The following is a 19,732-nucleotide window of genomic DNA, read 5'->3' on the forward strand; positions in this document are numbered from 1 at the left end:
ATCATCCTTTGAAGGATATGACACTTTGAAAAGGTGCGATCAGGCGTATCCTTTTTCAATCGGGCGGCTCCGCGCCGGGAAGCAATCACCAAAACAGATTGCAGCCGGTGATTGCACCTGGGGTTCCGGTACGGGCGCCCGACCCGGACAAAAAGACCAATCAAAATGAATAAAAGCAGCTGCCAAAAGCTGCATGGGAAAACCGATAACATCCTAGGGAGGTCTATATGACCTTGATGAAAAAACTGCTCGCAACGGCGGGCGTTCTTGGCGCGACTTTTGCGATGGCCGGATCGGCCAATGCCGCAAAGATTTCTATTTCCTGTGGTGCCGTCGGACAGGAACTTGCGCTTTGCCAGGAAGGTGTTGATGCATGGGCAAAGCAGACAGGCAACGAAGTCGCGGTGATTTCCACCCCGAACTCCACCACCGAACGACTGGCCCTTTATCAGCAGATTCTGGCCGCCGGATCGTCCGATATCGATGTGTTCCAGATTGATGTGATCTGGCCGGGGATCCTGGGCAACCACTTCATTGATCTTAACGAATACATGGCGGACGAAGCCAAGCAGCATTTTGAGGCCATCGTCACCAACAACACCTTTGAAGACCGGCTGGTCGCCATGCCGTGGTACACGGATGCGGGCGTGCTTTATTACCGCAAGGATTTGCTGGAAAAGTATGGCGAAACTGTTCCTGAAACCTGGGAACAGCTGACAAAAACAGCGCAGAAAATCCAGGAAGGCGAACGCAAGGCCGGTAACGACAAAATGTGGGGCCATGTGTTTCAGGGCCGTGCCTATGAAGGCCTGACCTGCAATGCGCTGGAATGGGTCGTTTCGTTCAATGGTGGTTCGGTGGTCGAACCGAATGGCGATATTTCGATCAATAACGATCGGGCCAAAAAGGCAATTGAAACCGCTTCAAACTGGATCGGCACTATTTCCCCCGAAGGTGTCCTTGGCTATGCCGAGGAAGAAGCACGCGGTGTGTTTCAGTCAGGCAATTCGGTCTTCATGCGCAACTGGCCCTATGCCTGGGCGCTGGCCAATTCGGCAGACAGCCCGGTCAAGGGCAAGGTCGGTGTTGCTGCCCTGCCCAAAGGCGGTGAAGACGGCCGTTCGGCCGCAGCCCTTGGTGGCTGGCAGCTCTCGGTTTCGAAATATTCGGAAAATCCCGAACTTGCAGCCGATCTTGTGAAATTCCTGACCTCCTACGAAGAACAGAAACGTCGCGCGATCAAGGGTTCCTATAACCCGACCATTGCGGATCTCTACAAGGACGAGGAAGTCCTTTCGGCCAATCCGTTCTTTGGCGATCTGTACGAGACATTCACCAGTGCTGCACCGCGCCCGTCAACCGTGACCGGTTCGAAATACAATCAGGTATCAAGCGAGTTTTGGCAGGCGGTGCATGCATCCTTGTCGGGATCGCAAACCGTCGATCAGGCGGTTACCGGGCTTGAACGCAACCTGAAACGTGTAAAGCGTTCCGGCTGGTAAACGGACCTCGCAGTACCGGGGACGAGGGTCGCCCGGTACTGCCCCGATCCTGTTTTCGTACCGGTTTGCTTAGGCCGGTTTGATGGATGGCGGTCATAACCGAACATCCCCCTTCAAGATCAAGAGCGGTTCCCATGGCGCAAGCTTCGTCCCTGACGCGTGCAAGACGGCGTTCGGCATGGCTGTTTTTAACACCGATGCTGGTCATTCTTGCCGCAGTGGCCGGTTGGCCGTTGCTCCGGACTTTCATCTTTGGCTTTACCGATGCCAATCTGTCCGACCTTGGAAATTATGGCTTTATCGGCTTTGAAAATTTCTATGCGGTTTATGATGGCGAGACGTTCGGCCTTCTGGCCGATCCGGAATGGTGGCAGGCGGTCTGGAATACGATTTACTTCACCGTGATTTCGGTTTCGCTTGAAACGGTACTGGGGATCATCGTGGCCCTTGTCCTTAATCAGGAATTCAAGGGGCGCGGTCTGGTGCGGGCGGCGGTTCTGATCCCTTGGGCGATCCCGACAATTGTATCGGCCAAAATGTGGAACTGGATGCTGCATGACCAGTTCGGCATCATCAATGATCTTCTGATGTCGCTGGGGCTGATTGCATCGCCGATCGCCTGGACGGCCAATCCGGATACGGCGATGGTCGCTGTGATCATGGTTGATGTCTGGAAAACCACACCGTTTATGGCGCTTTTGACACTGGCAGCCCTTCAGATGCTGCCAAGTGACTGTTACGAAGCCGCCCGTGTTGATGGCATCCATCCGGTCCGGGTGTTTTTCAAGGTAACCCTGCCGCTGATCAAACCCGCATTGATGGTGGCCGTGATCTTCCGTGCCCTTGATGCATTGCGTGTGTTTGACGTGATTTATGTCTTAACGCCAAACAATCCGAACACCATGACCATGTCGGTCTATGCCCGGCAGCTTCTGGTCGATTTTCAGGAAGTCGGATATGGCTCGGCGGCATCAACGCTGCTGTTTCTGGTCATCGCCTTTTCGATCATGGCCTACATGATGATCGGTCGGGTCCGGCTTGACGAGGGGGGACATTAACATGAACCGCAATGTCAAATCCCTGATGATGAAGGCAGGGTTCTATCTTCTGGTAGCGGCCATCGTGATCTTTGCCGTTTTCCCGTTCTACTATGCGATCCTGACCGCGTTCGAAACCGGATCGGCGTTGTTTGACGTCAATTACCTGCCCGAAAGTTTCAGTTTCTCGAACTATCTGTCGGTGTTTGAAGGGCAACCATTCGGTCGCAATATCTTCAATTCGATCTTTGTCAGTGTGATGGTTGTTGCCCTGTCGCTTCTGATGGGGGTGACCGCATCCTACGCGCTTGCACGGGTTAAATTCGCCGGGCGTGGCCTGTTGCTGGTGACAATCCTGTCGGTGTCGATGTTCCCGCAGGTCGCGGTGCTGTCGGGGATGTTCGAACTGATCCGCGCCGTCGGGCTTTATAACTCGATGTTCGGGCTGGCGATTTCATACATGATGCTGACCCTGCCATTCACGGTCTGGATCCTGACCGCCTTCATGCGCGAATTACCGCGCGAGCTTGAAGAAGCCGCCGTGATGGACGGGGCCAGCCCCTGGACCGTGATCACGCGGGTGTTCCTGCCGGTTATGTGGCCGGCGATGGTCACCACCGGGCTTCTGGCCTTCATCATGGCATGGAACGAATTCCTGTTTGCCCTGACCTTCACCCTGACCAATGAACAGCGCACCGTGCCGGTTGCCATCGCCCTGATTTCCGGGGCCAGCCAGTTTGAAATGCCATGGGGCAATATCATGGCGGCATCGGTGATCGTGACGGTTCCGTTGATTGTTCTGGTTCTGATTTTCCAGCGTCGCATCGTTTCCGGCCTGACCGCCGGGGCTGTCAAAGGCTGATGCGGCTTCTCGTCCCACATGACTTAAGGTGACTTAAATGGCTTTGGCCGGAAATCCTGACTGGTGGCGCGGTGGCGTCCTGTATCAAATCTATCCGCGCAGCTTCTTTGATTCGAATGGCGATGGCATTGGTGATCTGCCCGGCATTACCCAGAAACTCGATTACATTGCCGATCTGGGCGTCGATGGCATCTGGCTATCGCCGTTCTTTACCTCGCCCATGAAGGATTTCGGCTATGATGTGGCGGATTACCGCGATGTCGATCCGATGTTCGGGACATTGGCCGATTTCGACCATCTGGTTGAAAAGGCCCATTCGCTTGGCCTGCGCGTCACCATCGATCAGGTCCTGTCGCACAGTTCCGATCAGCATGCCTGGTTCAAGGAAAGCCGGTCATCACGCGATAATCCAAAGGCCGACTGGTATGTCTGGGCTGATCCCAAGGCGGACGGCACGCCGCCCAATAACTGGCTGTCGATCTTTGGCGGTTCGGCATGGAAGTTCGATACCACCCGGCAGCAATATTACATGCACAACTTTCTGGTCAGTCAGCCGGACCTGAATTTCCATAACCCGGATGTACAGGCCCAGTTGCTTGACGATGTGGAATTCTGGCTGCGTCGCGGGGTGGACGGTTTCCGGCTTGATACCGCCAATTTCTATGTCCATGACGCGGAATTGCGCGATAACCCGCCATGGGTTCCGGGTACCCACCGGCCCGAAGGTGCCCCAAAGGAAAATCCCTATACCCGCCAGATGCATGTCTATGACAAAACGCGACCGGAAAATATCGCGTTCCTTAAAAAACTGCGTGCGGTTCTCGACAAATATCCGGGGGCAACGACGGTTGGTGAAATCGGGTCGGACAATTCGCTGGCGACCATGGCGGAATATACCGCCGGGGGCGACAAGCTTCACATGGCCTATACGATCAATCTGCTGGAAAGCCCGCTTGAAACGCCGTTGATCCGCGGGATGTTGCGCAATGTGTTTGACGTCCTTGGTGATGGCTGGCCGTGCTGGGCGGTGTCGAACCATGACTTCGTCCGGGTCGCGACCCGTTGGGGCAGGGATAAGGGCGGCGATAATGATGCCCGCCTTCGCATGATCCCGGCCCTTTACACCACATTGCGTGGCACGCCCTGCATCTATCAGGGGGAAGAACTTGGCCTTGAAGAGGCCGTCGTTCCCTATGAATTGCTGCAGGATCCTTACGGGATTGAAATGTGGCCGGAATTCAAGGGGCGCGATGGATGCCGGACCCCGATGCCGTGGATGAATGCCAATATTCCGCATGGCGGTTTCACGACAAGTGACGCGCCGTGGCTTCCGGTCCCGCAGGATCACAGCGCGCTTGCGGTTGCCGAACAGATGGATGACCCCAATTCGCTGCGCAGTTTCTATCGTGATCTTCTGGCGTGGCGCAAAATCCATCCGGAAATCATCGATGGCGATATCGAGATGCTCGATATCGATGACAATGTCATCGCCTATGCCCGGATGGCGGGCGTGGTCCGGACCATCTGCGTGTTCAATACGACGTCCGATGCCCGAACCGTGACCTTGCCCGGGCGTTCGGATGCGAATTTCGCCCTTAACAGCGGATCGGTTACCGGCAATCAGCTTTCGCTGCCGGGCTGGGGCTTTTATTTCGGAACGATATAAATCGACAAGTCGAGGGAGGAACCCGCATGTCTGAAGTGGTTCTTAAGCAGGTTAAAAAACGTTTCGGTCCGATCGAGACCATTCATGGTGTCGATCTGAATATCCGCGATGGCGAATTTTGCGTGTTTGTCGGTCCGTCAGGATGTGGCAAATCGACCTTGCTGCGCCTGATTGCCGGGCTCGAAGATATCAGCGACGGCGAACTTTCCATTGGTGGCGAGGTCGTCAATGACAGGGCGCCAAAGGATCGTGGTGTGGCCATGGTATTTCAGTCCTATGCGCTTTATCCGCATATGACGGTCTATGAAAACATGGCGTTCGGCCTTGATCTTGCAAAAAAGACCAAGGACGAGCAGCGCGAACGCGTGATGGCCGCGGCCAGGGTGCTGCAACTTGAAGAATTGCTGGACCGCAAGCCAAAGGAACTTTCGGGCGGGCAGCGTCAACGCGTTGCGATTGGCCGGGCGATTGTGCGCAAGCCGAAAGTCTTCCTGTTTGACGAGCCGTTATCGAACCTTGATGCCGGTTTGCGCGTGCAGATGCGCATCGAATTGACAAAACTTCATGAAAAATTGAAGTCCACGATGATTTATGTGACGCATGATCAGGTCGAAGCCATGACAATGGCTGACAAGATCGTGGTTTTGCGGGCGGGTTCGGTCGAGCAGGTCGGGACCCCGCTTGAACTCTATCATCATCCGCAAAATCAATTTGTTGCGGGCTTCATCGGGTCGCCTAAAATGAACTTTGTTCCGGCGGTTGTGATGGGGGTTTCGCAACAAACTGTTACGGTTAAACTGGATTCCGGTAAAGAGGTGATGCTGCCTGTTGATGGCAGTGGTCTTGACGCCGGAGATCGTGTAACAGTGGGCATCAGACCGGAACATTGCAGCCTTGCCGATCAGGACACGGCATTGCTGTCAGGTACGGTCGAAGTGGTTGAACATCTGGGCGAGGCGGGTCTCGTCTATGTGCAGGCCGATGGTGATGAACTGTTCGTTGCCCGTGTCACGGGTGATACGGCAATTGTAACAGGATCATCCATTGGCATTCATGCCCGGGTGGAAGATTGCTATCTGTTCGATCAGAACGGACAAGCCAGACGGCGCCTTGATGTGGATAACGAACCGCTCAGAGCCCAGCTGGCAACAGGATAGGCGGTGACGGGGCGAAAACCCGGCGCCGGCCAACACGGTAAATACCGTGGCCCGGTCGTTTGCCAGAGCCCTTCGGGCTCGGGATCCCACCTTTACGACGGGGAGGAAACGAGTGAGAGCAGTTCGCTTGGAAGGCTTAGGGCAAGATGACACAAACGACGACGCAGCGCCAACGGCTGAAGCATCGTATCGCTGATATCGTGATTTTCGGTGGGACCGGAGATTTGGCGTTACGCAAACTTTTCCCCGCACTTTACGAAATGGAACGTACCGGGCGTTTCGATGATTCCACCCGCATTTTCGGCGCCTCGCGCAGCGAACATTCCGATGACGAATTCCGCACCAAGCTGGAAGAAGCCGGAAAAAAGTACATTCCCAAAGGCGAATTTGACGCCAAGGTCTGGAAAAAGTTTGCAGCCCGCATCGCCTATGTTCAGGTATCCGCCGGCGATGAAGCCGGGTTTAAGATCCTGCATGAAAAACTTGCCGATCAGCCGGATCGGGACCGCGTCTATTATTTCTCGACCAGCCCTTCGCTGTTTGCCGATATGGCCTTTAACCTCAAGAAAGCCGGTCTGGTAACGCCCAATTCGCGCGTTGTGCTTGAAAAGCCGCTGGGCCACGATCTTGAAAGCTGCCGTGAAATCAACGGCCAGATTGGTGAAGTCTTCGAAGAACACCAGATTTTCCGTATCGACCATTATCTTGGCAAGGAAACGGTGCAGAACCTTTTGATCCTGCGCTTTGCCAATGCGATGTTCGAGCCATTGTGGAACAGCGCGCATATCGATCATGTGCAGATCACGGTTGGCGAGGAAGTCGGCGTCGAAGGGCGCTGGTCCTATTATGATGATGCCGGTGCGATGCGCGACATGGTTCAGAACCATATGTTGCAGCTTCTCTGCCTTGTCGCGATGGAAGCCCCGCATGTTCTCGATCAGGACGCGGTGCGTGATGAAAAGGTCAAGGTGCTCAAGGCGCTCAAACCGATCAATGATTCCAATATCGACAGCGCAACCGTGCGCGGCCAGTACCGCAATGGTGCCGTTGGCGGCAAGGAAGTCCCGGGCTATCTTGAAGAAGAAGGTGCCAATATCGACAGCACCACCGAGACATTCGTTGCCATCCGGGCCGAACTGAATAACTGGCGCTGGGCCGGGGTGCCGTTCTATCTGCGGACCGGTAAACGTTTACCGAAACGCCATTCGGAAATTGTCATCCAGTTCCGCGATGTGCCGCACCAGATTTTCCCGCTGGCAAAATCCATGACCAATTATCAGGCCAACCGCCTTGTTCTGCGTTTGCAGCCTGATGACGGCATCCATCTGGTTCTGAATACCAAGAACCCGGGGCCGGGTCTTGTGCGCCTGCGTCCGACCGCGCTTAACCTGTCCTTTGCCGAGGCATTCGGCGGGCGCAGCCCGGATGCTTACGAGCGTCTTTTGCTCGATGCGATTGATGGCAATAACACACTGTTCGTCCGTCGTGATGAACAGGATATTGCCTGGCAGTGGGTCGATGCCATTCAGGAAGCATGGCAAAGCAATCACATCACACCCAAGGGGTATACCTCGGGCACGTGGGGGCCTTCGGCGGCCATTGCGCTGATCGAGCGTGACGGCCGGACCTGGAACGAAGAAGCCGGGTTCTGATGACATGCGGGTCGCCTTGCCTTTTGGTGTGGCGGCCTTGCGTGACGATGAACCGGTTCCCAATTTTCTGGACGAAGACATGACAAACGAACGCATTTTCCAAAGCGGCGATGACATGCTTGCGGCCATGGTCAAGGAAACCGTGGAACGCCTTGAATTCGCCATTGCGACCCGCGGCCATGCCAGCATGGCGGTGGCCGGTGGACGTTTTCCCAAACCGCTCTTTGAAAAACTCTCGACCGTCAAACTGGACTGGTCAAAAGTCACTGTCACCCTTGGCGATGATCGCTGGGTGGGGCTGGATGACGATCAGTCGAACGAAAAGCTGGTTCGCGATCATTTCCTGATCAACGAAGCCCAGCATGCGCGTTTTGTGTCGCTGAAAACCGGCGATGCCAATCCCGAAGACGCGATTTCAACGGTTTCAAGCCGCCTTCGCACCGATCTGAACTGGCCGCTTGATATCGTGTATCTGGGCATGGGTGATGATGGCCATACGGCATCCCTGTTCCCGTCATCCGCGCCCGATGCCCTGCAAAAGGGACTTTATCCCGCCCATGGCGAACTGGTTGCCGCCGCGCGTCCGACCGTATCCCCGGTCCCGCGCATCAGCATGACTTTGCCCGCCATCCTCAATGCCCGGTATATTGGCATCCATATTACCGGACAATCCAAATGGTCGACCTTTGAAACCGCGAAAAACGGCACCGAGATCGAAGAAATGCCGGTTCGCGCAATCTTGCAGCAGACTGACATCCCCGTCGATCTGTGGTGGAGCGCCGAGAACCCGAAAGGCTGAACCCCATGAAACGTGAATTAGAACAGATTACCAAACGCATCATCGAACGTTCCAAGCCGACCCGCGAGGCCTATCTGGAACGCATCGAAGCTGCCGCGTCCGACCGCCCGCATCGCTCATCCCTGTCATGCGGCAACCTTGCCCATGCGTCTGCGGGCTGCAGTGCGGCGGACAAGGAACGCATCAATGGCGACGAAGGTGCCAATCTGGGCATCGTGACATCCTATAACGATATGCTGTCCGCCCATCAGCCGCTGGGCGTCTATCCCGATCGCATCAAAAAGGCCGTGTTCGAAGCCGGCGCAACCGCACAGGTTGCCGGTGGCGTGCCCGCCATGTGCGATGGCGTGACGCAAGGCCGTCCGGGCATGGAGCTGTCCCTGTTTTCGCGTGATGTGATCGCGATGTCGACTGCGGTATCGCTGTCGCATGATGTGTTTGATGCCGCTCTTTATCTTGGTGTCTGCGATAAAATCGTACCGGGTCTGGTGATGGGGGCACTTGCCTATGGTCACATTCCGGCGGTGTTTGTGCCAGCCGGTCCGATGCCGTCCGGTTTACCCAACAATGAAAAGGCCCGCATCCGGCAGCTTTACGCGCAGGGCAAGGTCGGTCGCAAGGAACTGCTCGAAGCGGAAACCGCATCCTATCACAGCCCGGGGACCTGTACCTTCTATGGTACGGCGAACTCCAACCAGATGCTGATGGAAATCATGGGCCTGCATTTGCCCGGTGCGGCGTTTGTTAATCCAAACACCGATCTGCGTGATGCCCTGACCGAAGAAGCCGCCCGTCGTGCGCTTCAGATCACCAAACTTGGCAATGATTATCGTCCGGTTGGCAAAATTCTCGATGAAAAGGCATTCGTGAACGGCATCATCGGTCTGCTTGCGACCGGTGGGTCGACCAACCATACCCTGCATCTTCCGGCGATGGCCCGTGCCGCAGGGATCGAACTTCGCTGGGAAGATTTCGATGAATTGTCGCGTCTGATCCCGCTTCTGTGCCGTGTTTATCCGAACGGGCAGGCTGATGTGAACCATTTCCACGCCGCGGGCGGCATGGGCTTTGTGATCAGCGACCTTCTGAAAAACGGTCTTCTGCATCCCGATCTTCAGACCATCCATACCGGCGGCATGGCGGCCTATGGCACCGAGCCGTATCTGGATAACGGCAAATTGTCGTGGCGTGATGCCCCGGCCACCAGCCATGACGAGGAAATCCTGCGTCCGGCCGAAAAGGCGTTCAGTGCCGATGGTGGCCTTCGCATGCTGGCGGGGAACCTTGGCCGTTCGGTGATCAAGGTATCGGCTGTGAAGCCTGAAAACCGCGTGATCGAAGCCCCGGCTGCGGTCTTTACCTCGCAGGAAGAAATGATGCAGGCGTTCAAGGACGGCAAACTGCATCGCGACGTTGTCTGCGTCGTTCGTTTCCAGGGGGCCAAGGCCAATGGCATGCCGGAACTGCACAAACTGACCCCGCCGCTTGGCGTGTTGCAGGACCTTGGTTACAAGGTCGCCCTTGTCACCGATGGCCGCATGTCGGGCGCATCGGGCAAGGTCCCGGCGGCAATCCATGTCACCCCCGAAGCCATGATGAATGGGCCGATTGCCAAGGTGAAAGACGGCGATATCGTGCGTCTTGATGCCGAAACCGGCGAACTGATCCTGAACGTGACCGAGGCCGAACTGGCCAAGCGTGACTTCGCAACCTTTGATAACAAGGCCGAACATCAGACCGGTTTCGGTCGTGAATTGTTCGGTGTCTTCCGCGAACATGTCGGACTGGCCGAACTGGGTGCCAGTGCGGTGCTTCCGGGGGCAGCCGAGGTCGAGGTAGCATAATGCGGCTGGTTGGTGATATCGGCGGTACCAACGCCCGCTTTGCCTGGATTGACGAAAATGGAAATCCGCAATCACCGATGACATTGCCGGTCCGCGATTATGCGACCATCGGCGATGCCATGCGGGATTTCATGGTGAAAACCGATTGCGCGGATCTGAATGAATTTGCGGTTGCCGTGGCCTGCCCGGCATCCGCAGACATCATCAAATTCACCAATAACCCGTGGGTGTTTTCCAAGAACGCGCTCAAGGCTGAATTCGGTCTTGATCGTCTGGTGGTGGTCAATGATTTTACCGGTCTTGCGATGTCCGTGCCTTATCTTGGCGACGAAGACCTGATCACGCTGTTTGATGGTCCGGGGCGCCCGGGATTGCCATTGGCGGTGATCGGGGCGGGGACCGGGCTTGGCGTTTCGGGGCTTCTGCGCCATGACGATCACTGGATTCCGATCCAGGGCGAAGGCGGCCATGTGTCACTGCCCGCCGTCGATGATCTCGATTATGAAATCGTCAAATTCCTGACGGCTGAACTGGGCCGTGTGTCGGCCGAACGTATCCTGTCGGGGATGGGGCTTGAAAACCTCTATCGCGCGCTTGCTGCCATTGACGGGATCGACGTGACACCGCTTAGTGCCGCTGTAATCGTTGAAAATGCCATGCAGAAAAACGATCCGCTTTGCCTTAAGGTGCTGGATCGGTTCTGTCTGTTCATGGGCGGGGTGGCCGGTGATCTGGTCCTGACGCTTGGCGCATTCGACGGCGTATTTATCGGTGGCGGCATTGGTCCGCGCATTGCCGACTTTATGAAACAAAGCGGCCTTAAGGATCGTATGATCGCCAAGGGCCGTTTCCATGATTTGATGAATGATGTGCCGGTACGCCTGATGACGGCGAAATACCCGGCCCTGATCGGTTGTGCCAAGATTTTGACGGCCTGACCGAAAACTGGAGGATACCCAATGAGCCTTTCGTCACGCGAAATTCTGTCCAAGGCCCCGGTCGTACCGGTTCTGGTGATCGAAGACGCCAATGATGCCGTTCCGCTTGCAAAGGCACTGGTTGCCGGTGGTTTGCCGGTGCTTGAAATCACCCTGCGCAGTGCCGCAGCCGAAGAAAGCATCAAACGCATCATCGCCGAAGTGCCAGATGCGATTACCGGTGCGGGCACCGTGATTAATGCCAAGCAGATGGAACGCATGGCAAAAATCGGCTGTGCCTTTGCCGTGTCGCCCGGCCATACCAAAAGCCTTCTGAAGGCGGCCAAGGATACTGGCGTGCCGTTGCTTCCGGGGGCCGGAACCCCGTCAGAGATCATGTATCTGCTTGAACATGGTTACGACATGCTGAAATTCTTCCCCGCCGAACAACAGGGCGGTGTTTCGATGCTCAAAGCCCTGTCCGGCCCGCTGCCGCAGGTCAAATTCTGTCCGACCGGCGGTGTGTCATTGGCAAACCTTGGTGATTATCTGGCCCTGCCAAACATCATCACCGTGGGTGGTTCATGGGTGGCTCCCAAGGACGCGGTCAAGGCCGGTGACTGGGCAACCATCACCCGCCTGGCACAGGAAGCCACCGACAAGGTTGCCGAACTGCGCGGCTGATCGGCCCTGATAGACAACTGCAAAAAAGGAGCCCGTAACGGGCTCCTTTTTTATTGGTGGGGCGGGGGGGATCTTCATCAGACAATGCGCGTAACGCGCCATTGGTGGCCATCAAATGTGCGTTGCAGCCCGACATCGCGAAGCTGATCGTCGCTCAGATGCGCCATCACTTCGCGTTCGTTCTTGCGTTTGCGGGCGTCGGCCGAATAGTTGGTGATCTTGTCGATCAGACGGCCAAACGGCACGCGGTTGGCGATCGGGTCGGTACGGATGTCGAAGTCCTGTGCTTTGGTCGGGGGCCGATAGGTCATGGTGTCCTCCTGGTTTCCAAAAAACCGTATTCCGTCGATGAACTGATCCTCTCATATGCAAAATAAAACGGGAATTTGGTTGTTTCGCAGATTTAATGTGCAAAAATAAACGGAACTGATGATCCCCGATCATATGAACTGGTCATGCACATGAACTGGAACGACCTGCGCTATTTTCTGATCCTTGCCGAGGAAGGCAGTCTTTCGGGGGCCGCCCGACGGTTGCGCAAGGAACACACCACCGTCGCTCGCCGGATCGAGGCGCTTGAAGACGCGGTGGGAACCAAGCTGTTTGACCGTCTCCCGCGCGGCTGGCAATTGACCATCGCCGGGCAGAACCTTGTGCCGGTGGCCGAACGGGTCGAGGCCGAGGCGCTTGGCTTTGAACGGCAGGCCAAAGGCGACGAAGCCGCCCACGGTGTGGTGCGCATATCGGTTCCCCCGGTGGCAGGGCGGGTTTTGTTTGCCCCGCGTCTGGCGCAATTGCTAACCGCGCACAAGGGGCTGGAATTTGAAATTATCGGGGCGTCCAATGTCGTCAATCTGGCCCGGCGCGAGGCCGATCTGGCGGTGCGCATGGTCACCCCGCGCGAACCCGGCCTGATCACCCGCAAGCTGGTCGAACTGGGCGTCGGCCTTTATGCCGCCCGGGGATATAGCGCGCGCGTGCCCGAACAGGATTGGGAATTTTGCGGCTACGAGGACACATCCTATGGGGCCGCCAAAAAGGAATGGGTGCGCAATATTATGGGGCGTGAACTGCCCTGCCGTTTCCGGGCCGACGATACGGAATCGGTGCGGCAATTCATCGCCGCCGGGCACGGGGTGGGGGTGTTGCCACGCTATCTGGCGGACGGGGACGAACGGCTTGAACTGATCCGGGCCGATACGGCGGGCGAAAGCCGCGAAACAGCGTGGCTGGTGCTGCATCCCGATATGCGCCGCTCCCCCGGTGTACGGCTTGTCATGGATGCCCTGATCAAGGCCGCCGACAGCATTTCGGCAGAATTTCAGGTGTGAAAAACAAAAAGAGACCCCGTGCTGTGTATCTGCGCGGGATCTCTTTTGCTGCCTGAGGGAGGCATATCAAAGCGTGTCGATTGCCAGAATGAAAGGGTCAGGAACCCTGATCAGGCACCGCCTTGAATCTTTTAATAATTGTCGCGGGATACATACCCGCTTTCGCTGCGTTCCAGTCCGATATCGCACAGTTGATGATCCGACAGTCGGTGAAGTGCTGCGCGGCTTTGATGGCGTTTGTACGCGGCCAGCAGGACATCAATCGCAGTCGTCGCAATTTGCGAGACACTGGGGCGCGAGGGGCGGTTCAACCGGACATTGGCATCGCATTCGATATGATGGGAGACGGCCATGTCGAAATCTCCTTGTTCGGGGGCTCGTTTGATATGGCGTGATCATGACATGCGCATAAATCTCATGTAATTCCGATAAAATGCGCTATGATTGTGCAAATTTGCGCAAGCGGGATAAGCCATCATGAACTGGAACGATCTGCGATATTTCGTCGTACTGGCAGGTGAAGGCACGCTTTCCGGTGCCGCCCGAAAGCTCGGCAAGGATCACACCACCGTTGCAAGACGGATCGAGGCCCTTGAACAGGATGTCGGCGCGCGGCTGTTTGACCGGCTGGGGACGGGATGGTCGCTGACCGATGCCGGTGAAAATCTTGTGCCCGTCGCGGCAAAGATCGAGGAAGACGTTCTTGCCTTTGAACGCCAGGCACGTGGCGATGAAACCGCGCACGGTGTGGTGCGCATTGCCGTGCCACCAGTGGCAGGTCGCATATTGTTTGCACCGCGCCTTGCCGAACTTCTGAAAGACCAGCGCGATCTGGAATATGAAATCCTTGGTTCCAGCGTGATTGCCAATCTGGCACGGCGCGAAGCCGACGTGGCGGTGCGTATGGCAACCCCGGATCAAAGCGGGTTGATCGCGCGCAAGCTGACCGACATACGATATGCGGTTTACGCCGTGCGCGGTTACACCGCCAATGTGCCGGAAAAGGATTGGGAATTTTGTGCTGACGGGCGCAATAGCTTTGGCGACTATCAGCAGGGCTGGGTATGGGATCAGCTTAACCGCAAATTGCCGATGCGGGTCAAATCCGACGATACCCAGACCGTGCTGGCCTTTGTTGCCGCGGGATACGGGCTTGGCCTTCTGCCGCGTTATCTGGCGGACGAGGATGACAGGCTGGAACTTGTCACCGATGACGTGACCAATGAACTCAGCAAGCCGGTCTGGCTGGTCGTGCATCCCGATATTCGCCGCTCACCCGCGGTACGGATGGTGATGGATGCCCTGATCAAGGCAACCGACGCCATCCCCGACCAGTATAAATGCTGATGGATACAGGTTTTTCTGATCGGATAACTGATCAACCCTGCCAATCTGCACGTATGAATTGATGGCTCGGGATCAAACATCCCGGAAAATGGTACATTGGTTCGTCGCAGGGTTGCGGCGGCGATAATTGGCGGATGGCATGGGGACATCAACCCGGGATCTGGAACAGTTTCTGGCACGTGCGGCCGACGGCGATATGGACGCCTTCGGGCATCTTTATCATGCGACATCGGCGAAACTTTTCGGCATTGTCCTGCGTATCTTGAAAAACAGGGCCCAAAGCGAGGATATCCTGCAGGAAATCTATGTGCGGGTCTGGGAACATGCCGGTGATTTCGAACCGGGCCGTGCGTCGATCATCACCTGGATGGCAACGATTGCGCGGAACCGGGCGATTGATGCGCTGCGCCGTGACAAACGTCATGACGCGGTGGTTGATGATTTCGATATCGATCAACTGGCCGATCACGATGATCTGTCGGTTGCCGATGATGCCGAACGCAATGATGACCTCCGCCTGCTTGAAATCTGCCTTGGCGGGCTTGATGATGATCGCCGCAAAATGGTCAGGCTGGCCTATCTTGACGGATTTTCGCGTGCCGAACTGGCAGAGCGGTTTGCCCAGCCGGTCGGCACGATCAAGACATGGCTGCATCGCAGCCTGAAGCAATTAAAGGAATGCCTCGGATCATGACCGACCGGGAAGATATCGACATGCTGGCTGCGGAATATGTGTTGGGAACACTTGATCCCGACATGCGCCGAATTGTCGATGAACGCCGGTCGCACGAGGATGATCTGAATGCCGCGATTGCTGATTGGGAAAAACGCCTGTCGCCATTAAACGCGCATTACCGCGATGAAATACCGTCGCGCGATCTGTTTCCCGGTATCCGTGCGCGGATAGAAGAGGCGCGTGTGCAGGCGGATAATATTGTCGAAATCGATCTGCTTAAACGCAAACTCGCCCGCTGGCGGATCGGGACATTTGCCACCGGCGCACTGGCGGCAAGCCTGATGGTGGCCGTTCTGGTATCGGATTTTGCCACCCCGGTTCAGGACCGGCAATTTGTCGCCGTCTTCCATCGTGACGATACCCAGCCCGCCTTTGTCATGAGCATTGATCTGGATACCCGTGCGGTGATCATCCGTCCGGTTTCGGCAACATTGCCTGAAGGCAAGACCTATCAGTTATGGATCGCATCCGATGAGTTGGGCCCGGCACCAAAATCGCTGGGGCTGCTTGAAAACGCATCCGTGCCAACAACCCGGTCGCTGGGCGAATTTGATCCGGCCCTGCTGCGAAATGCGACCTTTGGCATCAGTCTGGAACCCGAAGGCGGGTCGCCCACAGGGCGTCCGACGGGCCCTGCCATTCATGGCCGTTTGATCCCGGTCGAACACTGATTTCAAAAAAAAGTTTCCCGATCTGAAACCCGGCCGGTCTGGCCTGCGTAGCTTCGATGTGCGCAACAAAGCGCGACACGAGCGGACGGCAGACAAAAAGCCTGTCCCGGTTCAACAGACAAGGAGACTTCAAATGCTGGTGACCAAAAAGATGTTCGGTATTCTCGGCGGGGCGCTGATGGCCGGTGCCCTGACCGCTGCCATTCCGACGGCCGCCAACGCCATGGGGCCGATGGTCGATGCGATGGATCAGGATGTTTCGGGCGGAACCGTCAGTGCATCGAAAATCATGGCTGACGAAAATGGCTGGCTGGTGGTGCATCGCACCGATTCCGCGATGAAGCCGGGCCCGGTTGTCGGTTATGCGCCGCTGAAAAAGGGCGAGAACATGGACGTTACCGCCATCCTGCAGGAACCGGTCAAATCCGGTGAAATGCTGATGCTGATGATCCATTCCGAACAGGGTGGCATGAAAACCGGCTATTTCGAATATACGCTGGGTGCCAAGGAAGACGGCCCGATCAAGCCGGATGGCAAACTGGTGATGAAAGTCGTGACCGCCGAATAATCGGGGCGGCATTTTAAATCAAACGGCCCGCAGGCAATCTTGCGGGCCGTTATCTTTTACAGCCAGCCAAGCTGCCGGGCCGCAGACAGCAATAACAACAGGCCAAACAGGGTAATCAACGCGGCCCCCGCCAAGCCAACCCCGCGGCGAAGCCAGCCCGACGTGCTTTCCGAAACACTGAAAAGATGCTGCGTGCCGGTCCGAATGCCGATGGCCGCCAGCCCGATCAGGCTGATGGTCAGCGCCACACCGGCCGCCATGGCAAAGGCCGAGGCAATCCCGATCAGGAACAATCCATTTGCCAGCGTAAACAGCAACACCAGTATCGACCCGGTACAGGGACGCAGGCCGACCACAATCCCGCCCGCAATCATCTGCCAGCGGGACTTGGTGATGGCGTGATCATGGTCATGGTCATGGTCATGATGATGTGAGTGATCATGTGCATGGTGGTGATCGTCATGCCCGCCGTGATCGCAACAATCATCACGTCCCTGCAAGATACGGATACACATCAATCCGCCCAGCCCGGCAATCAGGGCATAGGACACGGCTTCCAGAACCAGTCCGTTCTGCGTAATTGCCGCCGGGCCAAGATTAAGGATCAGGGTCAGCGACCCGACAAGAACGATGGCCGTTACTGCCTGAACGCCGGCAATCAGGCTGCCCATGGCAACACCCTGTTTCCATCCGGCATCACGCGACAGGAAATAGGTGGTTGTGACCATCTTGCCATGGCCGGGGCCCGCCGCATGAAACACGCCATAGGCGAATGAAAGCGCGATAATGGTCAGGCCCGGCCACCAAGCATCGCCGGTTTTGGCACTGCGCAATGTTGCGGTCATCTGCCGGTTAAGCTGTGTTTGGATCACCACCACCTGACCGACAATATCCGATAGCCATCCCGGCAGGCTGATCAGGCTCTCGCTGTCATTTTGTGTTGTCTGATCGGGGGTATTCGGGGCCTGTTCGCTGCTTGTGCCGCGGCCCAGAAGGTTACTGGCTTGTGCTGCGGCCTGATTGCTCGGCAGAAACGAAATCGCCAGCAGAAAGGCCATGATCAGAACCGGCATCCGCAACCTCGTTCTGGCAGGCAAGGTCGGCGCGTATTGGCGAAACCAGATCAAAATAGATGCGGTTCTTTTCATCTTCGCTCATTTCATAGTGGCATTTGAGATGGCGGTTGCCCTTGAACAGGATCGGATCAACCTGGGTAAAGGCAACATCAATATAGAATTCCGCATCATATACCGACAGGGCAACGGCATCTTTTATCGGGTCAAGCGGCTCTTTAAGCGTCAGGGTGAAATCGTAACTCACCCGACGGTCATCGGTAATATCGGCCTTGAAGTCCGTTGCCCCGGCAAAGGTCACAAGCTCCTCGTTCCGGCGCAGATGCGTCAACCATGAAACTTCGGAAAGCAATGCAAACGCATTGTCGTGAACATCGGTGTTTTCTTCATCAAAGAACCGCAAATCATGATTTTTGTCGAACTGGTCAATCAGCGTCAGACTGAACAGATCGTCAAACACCCAATGCAGCCGGATGGCGGTGATTTTGTCGTCTTCAAAAATCATCTGCGCATCGGCATCAATCCAGACATGCGGATGTGCTGATGCCGGCATGCCTGATCCGACCCAAAGGACGGATGCAAGCATACCCGCAACAAACGTCTTAGGACTGCGACAGGCAGTCCGCCAACGCGCCAGCATTCTGGCGCAGGATGTTCTGATAGGCATCTGGTCCTGCCGGAATATCCGCGCCCAGCGGATCAAGCGTTCCGATATGCGCGCCGGTATCGGCAACCACGGCTTCGACAATCGCCGGGCGGAATTGCGGTTCGGCAAAGACACAGACAGCATTGCTGTCCCGGATTTTGTCTTCGATCTCATGCAGGCGCTTTGCTCCGGGCTTCTGTTCCGGTGAAACAGTAATCGAACCAACCGCATTCAGGCCAAATCCCGCTTCCAGATACTGATAGGCATCATGGAAAACGACAAACGGCTTGCTGCGGACCGGTTCCAGTTGACTGTCCAGATCATTCCCAAGTGCATCAAGGCTTGCAAGGAACTTTTTCAGATTGTCCTGATAGGTGCCTGCATGGTCCGGATCAATTTCACCCAGTTCAGCGGCAATCGCCTTTGCGATAGATGCGCCATTGGCCGGATCAAGCCAGAGATGGGCATCAATACCGTGTTCATCATGATGGTGACCTTCTTCACCTTCGTGCTCGTGGTCATGATCATGATCATGGTCATGTTCTTCGGCATGGGCGTGATCTTCATGCCCGTCATGGTCATGGTCGTGGTCGTGGGCATCGTGATCATGGGCATCATGATCATGTTCGTCATGATGTTCATCTTCGTGATCATGATCGCCGTGATCATGGCCGCCATGGTCATGGCCGCCATGGTCATGGCTATGGGCTTCCCACGCGCCGCCTTCACGCATTGCCAGGATGGTCAGACCTTCAACATCGGCCAGTTCAAGCTGATGGGCACCGCCCGACAGGGTTGCCAGCGGTTTTTTCAGAAACCCTTCAAGACTGTGCGACACATAAATCACCAGATCAGCTTCCTGAAGCGACCGGGCTTCGCTGGGACGCAGAGAATAGGCATGCGGTGATGAGGCACCATCAAGCAGCAGAACCGGTTCACCTACGCCTGCCATAATTGCGCTGGCAATGCCGTGGATCGGCTTGATCGATACAACGACCGACGGATTTTCGGCTGCCTGCACCCCATAGGGCAGGGCAAGTAACGGCAGGGCAAGCAGGGCGCGACGAAGGGCAGAAATTGGCATGACATCAATCCGGTTCGAAACGGGGGAATGGCTATTGGTGAGGTATTATTTGTTATGTTATATCATAACGATTCGTCAAGCGATAAATCCCCTCGTGATCCGGTTATGCCTGTTTGAGCCTAATAGGGTTTTCTGTTTGATCCCGATAAGCAAGTT

20 protein-coding genes are annotated in these 19,732 nt (G+C 56.2%); 15 read left to right on the forward strand and 5 right to left on the reverse strand.

The features are described from left to right. Positions 1 to 227 precede the first annotated feature (227 nt). From R1T41_RS14285 to R1T41_RS14330, 10 genes are all read left to right on the forward strand, one after another. Positions 228 to 1,502, forward strand: a complete 1,275-nt coding sequence (locus R1T41_RS14285; protein ID WP_220150773.1) for an ABC transporter substrate-binding protein — start codon at positions 228 to 230, stop codon at positions 1,500 to 1,502. Positions 1,503 to 1,636: 134 nt separating this feature from the next. After that, complete coding sequence (locus R1T41_RS14290; protein ID WP_062952570.1) at positions 1,637 to 2,560, forward strand: carbohydrate ABC transporter permease; 924 nt, start codon at positions 1,637 to 1,639, stop codon at positions 2,558 to 2,560. 1 nt (position 2,561) lies between these two features. Continuing rightward, on the forward strand, positions 2,562 to 3,401 hold the full coding sequence (locus R1T41_RS14295) for a carbohydrate ABC transporter permease (RefSeq protein WP_062952569.1): 840 nt from the start codon (positions 2,562 to 2,564) through the stop codon (positions 3,399 to 3,401). 37 nt (positions 3,402 to 3,438) lie between these two features. After that, positions 3,439 to 5,067 (forward strand): alpha glucosidase, encoded by a 1,629-nt coding sequence (locus R1T41_RS14300; RefSeq protein WP_317337612.1) that lies wholly within the window; start codon positions 3,439 to 3,441, stop codon positions 5,065 to 5,067. 26 nt (positions 5,068 to 5,093) lie between these two features. After that, positions 5,094 to 6,224 (forward strand): sn-glycerol-3-phosphate ABC transporter ATP-binding protein UgpC, encoded by a 1,131-nt coding sequence (locus R1T41_RS14305; RefSeq protein WP_317337613.1) that lies wholly within the window; start codon positions 5,094 to 5,096, stop codon positions 6,222 to 6,224. Between the two features lie 146 nt (positions 6,225 to 6,370). Continuing rightward, positions 6,371 to 7,876 (forward strand): glucose-6-phosphate dehydrogenase, encoded by a 1,506-nt coding sequence (gene zwf, locus R1T41_RS14310; RefSeq protein ID WP_297009882.1) that lies wholly within the window; start codon positions 6,371 to 6,373, stop codon positions 7,874 to 7,876. A gap of 4 nt (positions 7,877 to 7,880) precedes the next feature. Continuing rightward, positions 7,881 to 8,675, forward strand: a complete 795-nt coding sequence (gene pgl, locus R1T41_RS14315) for a 6-phosphogluconolactonase (protein ID WP_062959213.1) — start codon at positions 7,881 to 7,883, stop codon at positions 8,673 to 8,675. Positions 8,676 to 8,680: 5 nt separating this feature from the next. Further along, positions 8,681 to 10,519 carry a phosphogluconate dehydratase gene (gene edd, locus R1T41_RS14320; RefSeq protein ID WP_317337614.1) on the forward strand — a complete coding sequence of 613 codons (1,839 nt, stop codon included), beginning with the start codon at positions 8,681 to 8,683 and terminating at the stop codon, positions 10,517 to 10,519. Continuing rightward, complete coding sequence (gene glk, locus R1T41_RS14325; RefSeq protein WP_317337615.1) at positions 10,519 to 11,457, forward strand: glucokinase; 939 nt, start codon at positions 10,519 to 10,521, stop codon at positions 11,455 to 11,457. Before edd ends, glk begins: the two co-directional genes overlap by 1 nt. A 21-nt stretch (positions 11,458 to 11,478) precedes the next feature. Beyond that, the gene (locus tag R1T41_RS14330; RefSeq protein ID WP_007090845.1) at positions 11,479 to 12,120 is read left to right on the forward strand and encodes a bifunctional 4-hydroxy-2-oxoglutarate aldolase/2-dehydro-3-deoxy-phosphogluconate aldolase; all 642 of its coding nucleotides are present in this window, start codon (positions 11,479 to 11,481) and stop codon (positions 12,118 to 12,120) included. Positions 12,121 to 12,197: 77 nt separating this feature from the next. Here R1T41_RS14330 and R1T41_RS14335 read toward each other — a convergent pair whose 3' ends face one another. Continuing rightward, positions 12,198 to 12,431 carry a hypothetical protein gene (locus tag R1T41_RS14335; RefSeq protein ID WP_114110886.1) on the reverse strand — a complete coding sequence of 78 codons (234 nt, stop codon included), beginning with the start codon at positions 12,429 to 12,431 and terminating at the stop codon, positions 12,198 to 12,200. A gap of 150 nt (positions 12,432 to 12,581) precedes the next feature. On the opposite strand from R1T41_RS14335, the gene R1T41_RS14340 reads away from it, so the two are divergent. Beyond that, a complete protein-coding gene (locus R1T41_RS14340) occupies positions 12,582 to 13,451 on the forward strand; it encodes a LysR family transcriptional regulator (protein WP_317337616.1) in 870 nt (289 codons plus the stop codon). 131 nt (positions 13,452 to 13,582) lie between these two features. Here the strand turns inward: R1T41_RS14340 and R1T41_RS14345 are convergent, their stop codons facing one another. After that, positions 13,583 to 13,804: a DUF1127 domain-containing protein gene (locus R1T41_RS14345; protein WP_317337617.1), complete on the reverse strand. Its 222-nt coding sequence runs from the start codon at positions 13,802 to 13,804 to the stop codon at positions 13,583 to 13,585. Positions 13,805 to 13,928: 124 nt separating this feature from the next. Between R1T41_RS14345 and R1T41_RS14350 the strand changes: the two genes are divergently transcribed. The 4 genes from R1T41_RS14350 to R1T41_RS14365 all read left to right on the forward strand — a co-directional run bounded on the left by R1T41_RS14350 (position 13,929) and on the right by R1T41_RS14365 (position 16,773). Further along, the gene (locus tag R1T41_RS14350) at positions 13,929 to 14,798 is read left to right on the forward strand and encodes a LysR family transcriptional regulator (RefSeq protein ID WP_062959326.1); all 870 of its coding nucleotides are present in this window, start codon (positions 13,929 to 13,931) and stop codon (positions 14,796 to 14,798) included. Between the two features lie 139 nt (positions 14,799 to 14,937). Further along, positions 14,938 to 15,492: a sigma-70 family RNA polymerase sigma factor gene (locus R1T41_RS14355; RefSeq protein ID WP_317337618.1), complete on the forward strand. Its 555-nt coding sequence runs from the start codon at positions 14,938 to 14,940 to the stop codon at positions 15,490 to 15,492. Further along, positions 15,489 to 16,205, forward strand: coding sequence for an anti-sigma factor domain-containing protein (locus R1T41_RS14360; RefSeq protein WP_317337619.1), 717 nt, complete (start codon positions 15,489 to 15,491; stop codon positions 16,203 to 16,205). Before R1T41_RS14355 ends, R1T41_RS14360 begins: the two co-directional genes overlap by 4 nt. 133 nt (positions 16,206 to 16,338) lie before the next feature. Beyond that, on the forward strand, positions 16,339 to 16,773 hold the full coding sequence (locus R1T41_RS14365; protein WP_097050751.1) for a hypothetical protein: 435 nt from the start codon (positions 16,339 to 16,341) through the stop codon (positions 16,771 to 16,773). A 56-nt stretch (positions 16,774 to 16,829) separates the two neighbouring features. Here the strand turns inward: R1T41_RS14365 and R1T41_RS14370 are convergent, their stop codons facing one another. The 3 genes from R1T41_RS14370 to znuA are packed head-to-tail and all read right to left on the reverse strand — an operon-like array spanning position 16,830 to position 19,576. Beyond that, positions 16,830 to 17,846, reverse strand: coding sequence for a high frequency lysogenization protein HflD (locus tag R1T41_RS14370; protein WP_317337620.1), 1,017 nt, complete (start codon positions 17,844 to 17,846; stop codon positions 16,830 to 16,832). After that, complete coding sequence (locus R1T41_RS14375; protein ID WP_404969448.1) at positions 17,770 to 18,399, reverse strand: DUF1007 family protein; 630 nt, start codon at positions 18,397 to 18,399, stop codon at positions 17,770 to 17,772. The genes R1T41_RS14370 and R1T41_RS14375 overlap by 77 nt, the downstream gene beginning before the upstream one ends. Before the next feature lie 49 nt (positions 18,400 to 18,448). After that, positions 18,449 to 19,576 carry a zinc ABC transporter substrate-binding protein ZnuA gene (znuA, locus tag R1T41_RS14380; protein ID WP_317337621.1) on the reverse strand — a complete coding sequence of 376 codons (1,128 nt, stop codon included), beginning with the start codon at positions 19,574 to 19,576 and terminating at the stop codon, positions 18,449 to 18,451. Positions 19,577 to 19,732: the final 156 nt, after the last annotated feature.

It is taken from the genome of Thalassospira lucentensis, from assembly GCF_032921865.1.
Lineage (GTDB): Bacteria > Pseudomonadota > Alphaproteobacteria > Rhodospirillales > Thalassospiraceae > Thalassospira > Thalassospira lucentensis_A.